The organism is Cloacibacillus evryensis DSM 19522 (genome assembly GCF_000585335.1).
In the GTDB taxonomy this organism is placed as follows: Bacteria; Synergistota; Synergistia; order Synergistales; family Synergistaceae; genus Cloacibacillus; species Cloacibacillus evryensis.
This window is the reverse complement of sequence record NZ_KK073872.1, coordinates 945,010-956,667: the sequence shown is the minus strand read 5'-3', so window position 1 is coordinate 956,667 and position 11,658 is coordinate 945,010. Positions and strand designations below refer to the sequence as shown.

12 protein-coding genes are annotated in these 11,658 nt (G+C 59.5%); 11 read left to right on the top strand and 1 reads right to left on the bottom strand.

The window, feature by feature from the left end:
* Both CLOEV_RS04150 and glgC read left to right on the top strand, forming a co-directional pair.
* On the top strand, nucleotides 1–1,482 hold the full coding sequence (locus tag CLOEV_RS04150; RefSeq protein ID WP_034442063.1) for a glycogen synthase: 1,482 nt from the start codon (nucleotides 1–3) through the stop codon (nucleotides 1,480–1,482).
* 105 nt (nucleotides 1,483–1,587) lie between these two features.
* Nucleotides 1,588–2,889: a glucose-1-phosphate adenylyltransferase gene (gene glgC, locus CLOEV_RS04145; RefSeq protein ID WP_034442060.1), complete on the top strand. Its 1,302-nt coding sequence runs from the start codon at nucleotides 1,588–1,590 to the stop codon at nucleotides 2,887–2,889.
* Nucleotides 2,890–2,977: 88 nt separating this feature from the next.
* On the opposite strand, the gene CLOEV_RS04140 is transcribed toward glgC, so the two are convergent.
* Nucleotides 2,978–3,253, bottom strand: coding sequence for a hypothetical protein (locus CLOEV_RS04140; protein WP_034442058.1), 276 nt, complete (start codon nucleotides 3,251–3,253; stop codon nucleotides 2,978–2,980).
* Nucleotides 3,254–3,488: 235 nt separating this feature from the next.
* Between CLOEV_RS04140 and CLOEV_RS04135 the strand changes: the two genes are divergently transcribed.
* The 9 genes from CLOEV_RS04135 to CLOEV_RS04095 all read left to right on the top strand — a co-directional run bounded on the left by CLOEV_RS04135 (nucleotide 3,489) and on the right by CLOEV_RS04095 (nucleotide 11,615).
* Nucleotides 3,489–3,947 (top strand): RrF2 family transcriptional regulator, encoded by a 459-nt coding sequence (locus tag CLOEV_RS04135; RefSeq protein WP_008710782.1) that lies wholly within the window; start codon nucleotides 3,489–3,491, stop codon nucleotides 3,945–3,947.
* 20 nt (nucleotides 3,948–3,967) lie between these two features.
* A complete protein-coding gene (nifS, locus tag CLOEV_RS04130; RefSeq protein WP_008710780.1) occupies nucleotides 3,968–5,146 on the top strand; it encodes a cysteine desulfurase NifS in 1,179 nt (392 codons plus the stop codon).
* Between the two features lie 20 nt (nucleotides 5,147–5,166).
* Nucleotides 5,167–5,661, top strand: a complete 495-nt coding sequence (locus CLOEV_RS04125) for an iron-sulfur cluster assembly scaffold protein (RefSeq protein WP_008710778.1) — start codon at nucleotides 5,167–5,169, stop codon at nucleotides 5,659–5,661.
* The gene (locus CLOEV_RS04120) at nucleotides 5,651–6,091 is read left to right on the top strand and encodes an MOSC domain-containing protein (RefSeq protein WP_008710776.1); all 441 of its coding nucleotides are present in this window, start codon (nucleotides 5,651–5,653) and stop codon (nucleotides 6,089–6,091) included. The genes CLOEV_RS04125 and CLOEV_RS04120 overlap by 11 nt, the downstream gene beginning before the upstream one ends.
* Before the next feature lie 53 nt (nucleotides 6,092–6,144).
* A complete protein-coding gene (locus tag CLOEV_RS04115; protein WP_034442056.1) occupies nucleotides 6,145–8,187 on the top strand; it encodes a heavy metal translocating P-type ATPase in 2,043 nt (680 codons plus the stop codon).
* Nucleotides 8,188–8,274: 87 nt separating this feature from the next.
* Nucleotides 8,275–8,703, top strand: a complete 429-nt coding sequence (locus CLOEV_RS17275; protein WP_008710771.1) for a TOBE domain-containing protein — start codon at nucleotides 8,275–8,277, stop codon at nucleotides 8,701–8,703.
* 247 nt (nucleotides 8,704–8,950) lie between these two features.
* Nucleotides 8,951–9,781 (top strand): Mrp/NBP35 family ATP-binding protein, encoded by an 831-nt coding sequence (locus CLOEV_RS04105; protein WP_008710769.1) that lies wholly within the window; start codon nucleotides 8,951–8,953, stop codon nucleotides 9,779–9,781.
* Nucleotides 9,782–9,949: 168 nt separating this feature from the next.
* The gene (locus CLOEV_RS04100) at nucleotides 9,950–10,303 is read left to right on the top strand and encodes an arsenate reductase family protein (RefSeq protein ID WP_034442054.1); all 354 of its coding nucleotides are present in this window, start codon (nucleotides 9,950–9,952) and stop codon (nucleotides 10,301–10,303) included.
* A 7-nt stretch (nucleotides 10,304–10,310) separates the two neighbouring features.
* Nucleotides 10,311–11,615, top strand: coding sequence for an amidohydrolase (locus CLOEV_RS04095; RefSeq protein ID WP_034442053.1), 1,305 nt, complete (start codon nucleotides 10,311–10,313; stop codon nucleotides 11,613–11,615).
* Nucleotides 11,616–11,658: the final 43 nt, after the last annotated feature.

Here is an 11,658-nt window from a genome sequence, read left to right as displayed (position 1 = left end):
ATGGAAAAGGAACATGAATTTGTACTAAAGATCCTGCACGTGTCGCCCGAGTGCGCCCCCCTCGCAAAAAAGGGCGGGCTCGGCGACGTGGCCGGAGCGCTGCCAAAGGCGCTTCGTAAAAACGATATCGACGCGCGCGTGCTGATGCCGGCCTGGCCCGGCGTGCTGGACAGGGCACGGGAGCTCTCCGCGCTGCCCAGCCGCCCGCTGGGGACCGTCTCCGCGGCCCTTAACTGGCGCTCCCTCTCCGCAAAGCTCTGGCGCGCCTCTATCGACGGGCTTCCCATTTACATTCTGGAAAACGACGAGCTGTTCGCGAACGAAAACATCTATCCTGAAGAGATGAGCGCGGCCACCGCCGAGCCGATGATCTTCCTCTCCTACGCGGCCTTTGAACTCTCCCGCGCCGCGCGCTGGAAACCGCAGATCATCCACGCCCATGACTGGCCGACGGCGATAATCCCCAGTGCCCTGCGCTGGCACCGGCACTACTCTTCCATGGCCGGCGACTTCGACAGCGTCTACACGATACACAACATGGCGCATCAGGGCCTCTTCCAGCAGGAATGCCTCAACGGGTGGGGATTCCTTCCAGACTCTTTCTCGGCGCTTGACCCGGCGTCGCTTGAGTTCTACGGGCTCGTCAACCTTATGAAGGGGGCGATAAACACCTCGGAGGCGGTGACGACGGTGAGCCCCAGCTATTCATGGGACATCCAGACGCATGACGGCGGCTTCGGCCTCGACGGCGTGATGTCGACGAACAAGAGCAAGCTGCGCGGGATACTGAACGGCATCGACTACGACGTCTGGAATCCTCACACGGACCCGCTGCTGCCGGCGCATTACGACGTCAGCCACCGGGACGGCAAGAAAAGCTGCCGCCGCGCGCTGATGGAGGGCTTCGGCTGGGAGGACGACGGACGGCCGCTGATCATCTTCGTCGGACGCCTCACGGAACAGAAGGGCGTCGACATCATGCTTGAGGCATTGGAGCGTTTTATGCCCGATAAAATATTCGCCCTCATCATCGGCTCGGGCAACGAATTCTACAACAGGAAGCTCTCCGACTTCGAGACCAGCCATTCCTCTTCGGTGCGAACGGTGACCGCCTTCAGCGAAGAGAGCGCCCACCTCGCGTACGCCGCCGGAGACATCCTGCTGATGCCGTCGCTATTCGAGCCCTGCGGCCTTTCGCAGCTCATCGCCTTCGCCTACGGCACCATCCCGGTCGCGCGCGCCACCGGCGGCCTCGCAGACACCGTCATCGACGCGGACAGTTCGCCGGACGGCACCGGCTTCCTCTTTACCGACTACAGCATCGCGGAGCTCGAGGAGGCGCTGAATCGCGCCCTCGCGGCGAAAGATGAGCCCGAACGGTGGAGCAGGATCGTAAGAAACGCGATGAAGGAGGACTTTTCCTGGAACTCGTCGGCGAAGGAATACGCGGCGCTGTACAGGAATATCATCAGTTCTGATTAATAGACGTTTACATTTAAATAGTCTATAATAACAGGCAATAAGGTAAGCGTTAACGGCAAAACCCAGTTTCATAGCAGTAATCCTTTGAAAAGGAGGCCTTCTTCAATGATTCACGGAAAATACGGACGCGTACTCGGAATGGTCCTTGCGGGAGGAAAGGGAGAACGACTGATGCCTCTGACGAGGTACAGGGCGAAGCCCGCCGTACCCTTCGCCGCAAAATACCGCATAATAGATTTCGCACTTTCAAACATGGTGAACAGCGGGCTCTTTTCGATATATTGCCTCATACAGTTCAAGAGCCAGTCCCTCCATGAACACATCGGCAAAGGGTGGCAGTTCGGCAGCGCGCTGCGCGGACGCGACTTCTTCGTCAACGTCGTCCCCGCCCAGATGTGGGACGGCGAACGCTGGTACGAGGGCACGGCGGACGCCATCTTCCAGAACATGCACCTTGTGACGCTCTTCGACGCCGACCGCGTCTGCATCTTCGCGGCGGACCACGTCTACAAGATGGATGTGGAACAGATGCTGGCCTATCACATGGATAATAACGCCGACATTACGGTGGCGGCCTATGTCGTCCCCTCATCGGAGGCAAGTCAGTTCGGCTGCATCGCCACCGACGCGGAGGGGCGCATCATAGATTTCGTAGAAAAACCGGCCGTCCCGCCGGAGATTCCCGGACGTCCCGGCTACAGCTTCGTCTCTATGGGAAACTACATCTTTGAGCGCGAGATACTCGAAGAATCGGTGCTCTCGGACAACGAGCGCAAGGACAGCAGCCATGATTTCGGACGGGACATCCTGCCGATGCTCTTCAAGGGCTACAAACTGATGGCCTATGATTTCTCGACCAACAAGCTGCCCGGCGACGACCGCCCCTACTGGAAAGACGTGGGAAGCATCAAAGCCTACTGGGAGGCCCACATGGACCTGCTGCGCCACCCATCGGCGCTCTCGCTCTACAACCAGCAATGGCCCATCAGGACCGTCTCCTACTCCGATCCGCCCGGATTCACCTACCCGGCTAACGATCACTCCTGCTCCGTCGACGGCTGCCTGCGCGCCGAAGCGAGCCGCGTGCTCGGCGCGTACGTACGCAAAAGCGTGCTGTCGCGCAACTGCGTGATCAACTCCGGCTCCGTCATCGAAGAGACGATCATCGGGCAGAACGTCCATATCGGGGAAAACTGCCGCCTGCGCCGCGTGATCGTTGACGCGCACAACGTCATCCCCAACGGCACCTCGATAGGCTTCGACCCCGTAGCCGACACCGAGCGGTATCATGTGGACCCGTCCTCCGGCCTCGTCGTCGTAGGAATGCCGAAGATACAGCTGCGTAAGAAACTTCAGATCCCCGGCGCATACGAAAACATGTTCACCGCCGACGGCGCCGGGTTCTAGGAAGCCGCCGGTCAAAATTAAAACGGGAGGCCCCTGCCGGACGGCGGGCCTCCCGTTCTTTATGCGGCGGGCGGGCCTATCCCCCGCCCTACTCCTCGTCCGCCGTCTGATAGACCTCGCCTGTGATCTCCGCCTCATCTGGCGTCACTATCAGCCTGCGGCTCATATTCTCAAGGACCGTCCTGCCGCCCGCGAGATACCAGCGGTTCAGCAGCTCCGCCTGCCCGCTTCCGACAAGCTCCCCCAGCGTCTCCGGCCAGCTGGAACGTTTTTCCTCGTTGAGAGTATCTATCCTCACAAAACCGCGTTCGATCATCACCGCGGCGGCTTCCGTCCCCCTGCTCCTGATCGTTACAAGTTTCATTGAAACAGCCCCTTCAAAAGTTATAGCCATTATTATAAGGCATAGCGGCATTACGGCGGCAGCCTCCGCCGGATTATCCCTCTCTCATTGCATGGGTTTTTCCCGGCGCTGCGCTTGACGCCCGCCGGAGGAATACTATTTTATCCGCAAACTTTTACAAAATCTTGCCGACCTCTCTTGACAAATATATCGGCGCGCTGTAATCTACACTAAGTTGGTAGAGAAGGTGAGGATTATGGCGATCACACAAAAATGTCAATACGCTTTGAGAGCGATATACGAGCTCGCGCGACGGCAGCAGGAGGGGCCGTGCAAGATCGGCGCGGTCGCCGAGGCTCAGAATATCCCCGTCCGCTTTCTCGAGAATATTCTGAGCAGCCTGAAGAGCGCCGGCGTCGTCGATTCCGCGCGCGGCAAGGACGGCGGATATTTTCTTGCGAAGCCTGCCGATGCGATCACGGTGGGCGAGGTGATACGCTTCATTCAGGGGCCGCTGGGCCCGGTGGAGTGCGGAACGCGCATGGAGGACGACTGCTCGCTTTATGAGGACTGCGTCTTCCGGCCGCTCTGGGACAAGGCAAGGGAGGCCCTTGAGGTCGTCTATGACGGTACGACCTTTCAGGACCTTGTCAATCAGTCAGACAATAGCTGCCACCGGCCCGACTGCTGGTGCGGCAAGAGAATTAAAAATTAAACTTTATGAGGTGAACAGGCATGGCACCACGCGAAGTATATCTCGACAATTCGGCAACGACAAAGGTGGACCCAAGAGTAACGGAGGCGATGCTCCCCTACTTCTCGGAGAAATACGGCAACCCCAACAGCCTTCACAAGTTCGGACGCGAGGCACGCGCGGCGGTGGATAACGCGCGCGCGCAGGTGGCGGCGCTGATCAACGCGAAGCCCTCCGATATCATTTTCACCGGCGCGGGCAGCGAAGCCGACAACCTGGCTATCAAAGGCGCGGCCTGGGCGCTGAAGGAAAAGGGGCGGGGAAACCATATCATAACCAGCGCCGTCGAGCATCACGCCATCCTCGACACCGTTAAATGGCTGGGAAAGATGGGCTTTGAATATACGATACTCCCCGTCGACGATAAAGGGATGGTCTCCCCCGCCGACCTGGAAGCGGCGATCCGCCCCGAGACGATACTGGCGACGATCATGTTCGCCAACAACGAGATCGGCACGATCCAGCCGGTAAAAGAGCTCGGCGAGGTATGCCGCCGCCGCGGCGTGATGTTCCACGTCGACGGCGTACAGGCGGCGGGACATATCATGATCGACATCCAGCAGCTTCCGGTCGACATGATGACGATGGCGGCGCATAAGATGTACGGCCCTAAGGGGCTCGGCGCTCTCTATGTCCGCAAAGGCATCAAGCTGATACCGACCCTCCACGGCGGCGGCCAGGAGTTCGGCCTCCGCTCCGGCACGGAAAACGTTCCGGGGATCGTCGGCTTCGGCGTGGCGGCGGAGATCGCAAAGGAGCGCCTCGCGCGCGGCGACGACAAGAAGCTTGCGCGGCTGCGCGATTATTTCATCGACGGCGTCCTTTCGAGGATACCGGAGTCACATCTTACGGGGGCTGTGGGCGACGACAGGCTGCCCTTCCATACCAGTTTTACGATCAAGTATATCGAGGGCGAGGGGATGCTGCTGCTGCTCGACGCGGCTGGGATCGCCGCCTCAAGCGGTTCCGCCTGCACCTCCGGCAGCCTTGAGCCGAGCTACGTGCTGCTCGCGCTGGGGCTTGACCACACCACGGCCCACGGTTCGGTACGCCTGACGATGAGCCATGATACTACAAAAGAAGATATCGACTATGTGCTTGAGAAATTCCCCGCGATCGTGGAGAAGCTCCGCGCGATGTCTCCCTTTTATAAAAAGTAACCCGGATAGGAGATGAGGTCATGTACAACCAGAAAGTGGTAGATTATTTCATGAATCCGCGCAACGCAGGCAAACTAGACGACGCGAACGCGATCGGCGAGGTCGGCAATCCCACCTGCGGAGACGTAATGAAGATTTATCTGAAGATCGACCCCGGGACCGAGGTGATAGAGGATATCAGGTTCGAGACCTTCGGCTGCGCGGCGGCGATCGCCACCAGCTCGATGGTGACGGAACTCGCGAAGGGCAAGACGATCGCCGAGGCCCTGAAGATAAACAACAAAGACGTCGCGGAGGCTCTCGGCGGACTGCCTCCCGTCAAGCTTCACTGTTCCCTGCTCGCGCAGGAAGGCATCCAGGCGGCGGTGGCCGACTATTATCTGCGCCGGGACGGAAAGCTGCCCGAGGGGCTCTCGTTCCCGGGCAACTGCACGGCTTGCGGCGGCGCCTGCGGCGGACACGAGGAAGAGGAAGAAGAGCGTTTTGTAGGCGAGGATCACCGTGTTGCAGAATAAAAAAGGCAGGATAATCGCGGTATGCAGCGCCCCGCAAAAGGGCATGATAAAGCATGAGATCGGCGAAGGCAGACTCATCGAGGGGATCGGCCTGGAGGGCGACGCCCACGCGGGCTTCATGCACCGCCAGGTGAGCCTGATCTCGATGGAAGATATCCGCACGATGATGGCAAAGCTGCCGAATCTCGTGCCGGGCAGCTTCGCCGAGAACCTTACCACCGAGGGCTTCGACCTGGGACAGCTCAAGATCGGCGATATGCTCAAGGTCGGCGAGACGCTGCTCGAGGTATCGCAGATCGGCAAGGAATGCCACTCTCACTGCGAAGTCTTCAAGCAGACCGGCGAGTGCATAATGCCGAAAAAGGGCATCTTCACCAAGGTGATAAAAGGCGGCAAGGTCAAGGCCGGAGATACGATAGAATTTGCATAAAATCCGCGGGGCCGCCGGGAGGCGGCCCTTTTCACAGGAGACGGGGACAGAGTATGAACCACGAACATCATCACGAACACGACCACGAATGCTGCGGGCATGACTGCCGGGACCCTGAGTGCGGCGGCCGCCATGAAAACACGGCCCATCATGTCCACGGGCACGACAGCGGCTGCGGCTGCGCCTCATGCCATGCGCTTGACGACATATTCAGCGAGAACGAGGTTGATGAGAGGGAACAGCGGGCGTCGTTCCGCCGCGAGATAACATTCCTCGCCGCGGCGGGAGCGATATTTCTGGCCGCGCTCGTGCTGGAGGAGCTCGCGCCGGAGATAATGCCGGAATGGCTTTTCAGCGCCGTCTTTATCGCCCTCTATCTCGCGACCGGCGTTCCCGTTCTGAAAACAGCCCTCAAAGCCCTCTTCAAGGGAGACGTCTTCAACGAGTTCACGTTGATGGGAGGCGCGACGCTCGCCGCCGTCGCCATCGGCGAAATGTCGGAGGCGGTCGGGGTGATGCTCTTTTACCGGCTCGGCGAGGCCTTTCAGGAACGCGCCTCCTCCAACTCCCGCCGCTCGATAAAGGCCCTGCTCGCGCAAAAACCGCTGACGGCGCGCATCGTCGCGGGCGGCAGGATCGTTGAACGGGACCCTAAGGAAATCGTAAAGGGAGACGTCGTGCAGGTGCTTCCCGGAGAAATAATCCCGATAGACGGCCATGTGATAAGCGGCGTCTCGCAGATAGACGCCTCGGCGATCACCGGGGAATCGATGCCCACCACGGCATCCCCGGGCGGCGAGGTGCACGGAGGCACATTGTCGCTTGACGGGCTGCTGCTCGTCGAGGCGGCGGGGCCGTTCGAGGATTCTACGATCGCGCGGATGCTTGAGATGGTGCAGAACGCCGTGGAGCGCAAATCGCCGACTGAGCGCTTCATCACAAGGTTCTCCAAATGGTACACCCCCGCGGTATTCTTTCTCGCCGCCGCGGTGATGACGCTGCCCCCGCTCACGGGATACGGCACGTGGCATGAATGGATCTACCGCGGGCTCGTCCTGCTCGTCATCTCCTGCCCCTGCGCGCTCGTCATTTCGATACCGCTGGGCTACTTCGGGGGCATCGGCGCGGCCTCCAAAAACGGCATTCTTGTAAAAGGAGCCAATGTATTTGACGCCGTCGGCAGCGTCGACATCGCCATATTTGACAAGACCGGCACGCTCACATACGGGCGCTTCAAGCTCGCAAAGATCCTGCCGGCCCCAGGTGTGAGCGAAACGGAGCTGCTAGAGACGGCGGCGCTGGCGGAAAACGGCTCCACTCACCCCGTGGCGAAGTCGATCATGGCCGCCGCCGGCGAACGGGCCGTTCCCCCGGGGGCTTCGATCACGCAGATACCCGGCAAGGGAATGGTCTGCCGCCTCGGAGAGGATACGGTCGCCTCCGGCAACGCCGCGCTGCTTGAAGATTTCGGCGTTGCCGTACCGGAGATAGACGAACACGGCACCATAGTGCACGTAATGAAAAACGGCAGATACATGGGTTCGATGGCCGTGGCCGACTCCATCCGCCCGGAGGCGGCCGCGACCGTTGCGGAGCTGCGCAGGCTCGGCATCAAGGGCGTCTATATGCTGACGGGCGACCGCGAGGATACGGCGGAGAGCGTAGCGAAGGAGCTAAAACTCGACGGATACAAGGCAGATCTGCTGCCAGGCGACAAGGTCGACGCGCTGAAGGATATCTGCCGCGGCGACACAAAGAAGACGATCTACGTCGGAGACGGCGTCAACGACGGCCCCGTGCTCGTAACCTCGGAAACCGGCATCGCGATGGGAGGCTTCGGATCTCAGGTGGCCGTAGAGGTAGCCGACGCCGTTATACTGGACGACTCTCCGGCAAAGGTGGCCGACCTCCTGCGCATCGCGAAGAAGACGCGCGCCATCGTCTGGGAAAATGTCGTTATGGCTCTCGGCGTGAAGGGGATATTCCTCATATTCGGCGTCGCCGGGCTCGCGGGGCTATGGGAGGCTGTTTTCGCCGACGTCGGCGTCGCGCTGCTCGCGATCCTCAACTCGACGAGAGCCACCCGGATAAAATAATTTTCTAAAACAAAATGTTGCACAAAAGCAGTTTTCCGATATAATAATATCGATATGATTCGATATAACGACAAGGAGGAACAACAAATGTTCTTAAGTGCACGCAATCAATTAAAGGCGACCGTGGCATCCGTCAAGCAGGGCGCGGTCAATAACGAAGTTTCGCTTCGCCTCGAAAAGGGCACGATGCTGACTTCGATCATAACAAGCACCAGCTGCGAGAACCTCGGCCTCAAAGAGGGCGGCGAGGCCTACGCGGTCATTAAGGCTTCAAACGTCATGATCGGCGAATGCGGCGGCGGACTCAGACTCTCGGCCCGCAACCAGCTCAAGGGCGTAGTTAAAGCCGTGATCGAAGGAGCCGTCAACTGTGAAGTCGAAGTTACGCTCGAGGGCGGCGAAGAGGTCACCTCGATCATCACCATGGCCAGCGCGAAGAAGCTCGCGCTCGCGCCCGGCAAGGCCGTGTCCGCCATTGTGAAGGCATCGGACGTAATGGTAGGCGTCAAAGAGTAACCGTACCCCGGCAAAGATAATCATTACCATGAAAGCGCGGCGCAAAGCCGCGCTTTTTTGTCGTTCAAAGGAGCCCCTTTTAGAGCGGCCCGGTAAATAGGCGCGGCTGCCTTCTCCGTTTTCTGACTATATTTGACATTTTTCCCGTTTATCACTAATATTCAGTAGAAAAAAGAGGCGGCCTCCCTCGCTGGAAGATGCGGGACGGTGGCGGCTCTTCCAAAAATCGCTAAAGGAGATGCGCAATATGACTCAGGAAAGCTGTTCACACGACTGCGGCAGCTGCGAGCAGAAGTGTGCGGAGGCGGAGAAACCGGATTTCAGCGTGCCGGCAAACCCGCTGAGCAATGTCAGAAGGGTGATCGGCATCGTCAGCGGCAAAGGCGGAGTCGGGAAATCGCTCGTCACTTCGCTTCTGGCTTCCGCGATGCAGAAGAGGGGCAATCAGTGCGGCATACTCGACGCGGACATAACGGGGCCCTCGATACCTAAGATGTTTGGCGTGGAAACGCTTGCCTCCGCCAACGAATCGGGGCTACTGCCGCAGCAGTCAAAGGGCGGCATCGACATGATGTCGGTCAACCTTCTCGTTGAGGATAAGGCTACGCCGGTCATCTGGCGCGGCCCGGCCATCGCCGGCGTCGTCAAGCAGTTCTGGAGCGACGTCATCTGGAGTTACGAAGATTTTCTCTTTGTGGACATGCCTCCGGGAACGGGCGACGTGCCGCTTACAGTATTCCAGTCATTGCCCGTGGACGGGATAATCATCGTCTCATCACCGCAGGAACTGGTCTCGATGATCGTGGAAAAAGCGCTGCGCATGGCGAAAGAGATGGATATCCCCATCCTCGGCATCATTGAGAACATGAGCTACATCGAATGCCCCGACTGCGGCAAAAAGATAAAGATATTCGGAGAGGGCAGGACCGCCGAGACGGCGGCAAAATACGGGATAGATTTTCTGGGCGAGATACCGCTCGCCCCTGAGATCGCGGCGCTGTGCGACGCGGGAAACATCGAATATTTCTCGGACGCCTGCCTCGACAGGGCGGCGGCAAAGCTCGAGTCTCTCAAATAGACGGCATCCTTCTTTAAAAACTTCCAGGGGCTCCCCTATGGGAGCCTCTTTTTGCCATCCGCGGGCAGCACATATCGGCAAAATCGCCTACGAAACGCTGCGTCTCGATCAAAAAAACAGCCGGGTTATATTATAATTTAAATATTATGAACAATTGGAGATGATCTCATGCTATTACTCTGTTATCCGCAGTGCACGACCTGCCGGAAAGCCAAAAACTGGCTCGAGGAGCACGGCGTCGAATACACGGAACGCAACATCAAGACCGAAAACCCTTCCGCCGGGGAGATAAATAGCTGGCGGAAGCTTTCGGCGCAGGCGCTGAAAAAATTCTTCAATACCAGCGGCAGCTCCTATAAAGAGCTCGGCCTCAGCAAGAGGCTGCCGGAATTGTCCGAAGACGAACAGATAACGCTGCTGGCGGCGGACGGCATGCTCGTCAAACGTCCGATCGCCGTCACGGAGGATAAAGTGCTGATCGGCTTCAAAGCGGAAGAATGGGAAAAGGAGCTCGCACGGTAGAGACACAATGGCAATACCGCAGAATATAAAAGACGAAATGAGGGCGCGCCGCCGCGACTTCCACAAATATCCCGAAAGCGGCTGGGCGGAATTCAGAACGACCGCGATAGCGGCGGAGATCCTTGAAAAGATCGGATGGAAGGTGCGCTTCGCTAAAGATTTTATCGATCCTGACGAGGTCATGGGTTATAACGTCGTTCCCCAAAAGGAGCGGACGCGCGCCATTTCGCAGGGTGCGGACAAGAAGACATTGGCCAAAATCGGAGCTTACACCGGACTCGCGGCCACGCTCGACACCGGCAGAAAGGGCCCCGTCACAGTCTTCCGGTTCGACATAGACTGCGTCGAGACTGAAGAGGCGCACGACGCGGAGCACCTTCCCGAGCGTGAGGGCTTCTCATCCGTGAACCCCGGCTGGATGCACGCCTGCGGGCACGACGGACACGCCGCGGTTGGGCTTGCCCTCGCGGAGATGCTTATGCGGAAAAAAGACGGCCTGCGCGGAAAGATACGGCTCCTCTTCCAGCCGGCGGAGGAAGGGGTGCGGGGCGGTTACGCGATGGCCATGGCGGGCGTCGCCGACGACGCGGATTACTTTATCGCCATGCACCTCGGCCTTGGAAAGCCCACCGGCAGCGTCTCCGGCGGCACGGGAGGCTTCCTCTGCTCCACCAAGTTCGACGCAGACTTCCGCGGCGTCGGCGCCCACGCGGGGGGAGAACCGGAGCGCGGGAAAAACGCGCTGCTCGCGGCCGCGGCCGCGGCGGTCAACATGCACGCCATATCGCCCCATTCCGGCGGCGCCACGCGCGTCAATGTCGGCGTCCTCAACGCCGGCGAGGGACGCAACGTCGTTCCGCCCAACGCCCACATGAAGATAGAGACGCGCGGAGAGAGCGCGGAGCTGGCGGCCTATGTCTACGCGAAGGCTAAAGAGGTGATCTACGGCGCCGCCCAGATGTACGACGTCGACGTCTCCATCTCCAAACAGGGTGAGACGATAACGGCCGAGAGCGACCGGAAGCTCGCCGCGCTGATAATGAGTGCCGCGGAAGGAGCCGAGGGCGTAACTCTGCGGGAGGAATACAGATCGATGGCCGGAAGCGACGACGCCTGCTGGCTCATGCGGCGCGTCCAGGAACACGGCGGCCTCGCCGCCTACGTGGGGATCGGCGCGTCGACCGCCGCGGGACACCACAACAACCGCTTCGACTTCGACGAAGAGGCGATGCCGATCGCCCTCGAGGTGTTGTTAAACAGCGCGACGCTGCTCAACGGCACGGGCGGAACGCCAGCCGTTCTTGATAATTGACGGCGGCGCGGTTTTTTAAATCCGCGCTTGACTCTTACGGCCA

Coding starts and splice junctions, on each gene's coding strand:
- CLOEV_RS04150 (WP_034442063.1), top strand. CDS start 1: ATGGAAAAGGAACATGAATTTGTACTAAAGATCCTGCACGTGTCGCCC.
- glgC (WP_034442060.1), top strand. CDS start 1,588: ATGATTCACGGAAAATACGGACGCGTACTCGGAATGGTCCTTGCGGGA.
- CLOEV_RS04140 (WP_034442058.1), bottom strand. CDS start 3,253: ATGAAACTTGTAACGATCAGGAGCAGGGGGACGGAAGCCGCCGCGGTG.
- CLOEV_RS04135 (WP_008710782.1), top strand. CDS start 3,489: ATGGCGATCACACAAAAATGTCAATACGCTTTGAGAGCGATATACGAG.
- nifS (WP_008710780.1), top strand. CDS start 3,968: ATGGCACCACGCGAAGTATATCTCGACAATTCGGCAACGACAAAGGTG.
- CLOEV_RS04125 (WP_008710778.1), top strand. CDS start 5,167: ATGTACAACCAGAAAGTGGTAGATTATTTCATGAATCCGCGCAACGCA.
- CLOEV_RS04115 (WP_034442056.1), top strand. CDS start 6,145: ATGAACCACGAACATCATCACGAACACGACCACGAATGCTGCGGGCAT.
- CLOEV_RS17275 (WP_008710771.1), top strand. CDS start 8,275: ATGTTCTTAAGTGCACGCAATCAATTAAAGGCGACCGTGGCATCCGTC.
- CLOEV_RS04105 (WP_008710769.1), top strand. CDS start 8,951: ATGACTCAGGAAAGCTGTTCACACGACTGCGGCAGCTGCGAGCAGAAG.
- CLOEV_RS04100 (WP_034442054.1), top strand. CDS start 9,950: ATGCTATTACTCTGTTATCCGCAGTGCACGACCTGCCGGAAAGCCAAA.
- CLOEV_RS04095 (WP_034442053.1), top strand. CDS start 10,311: ATGGCAATACCGCAGAATATAAAAGACGAAATGAGGGCGCGCCGCCGC.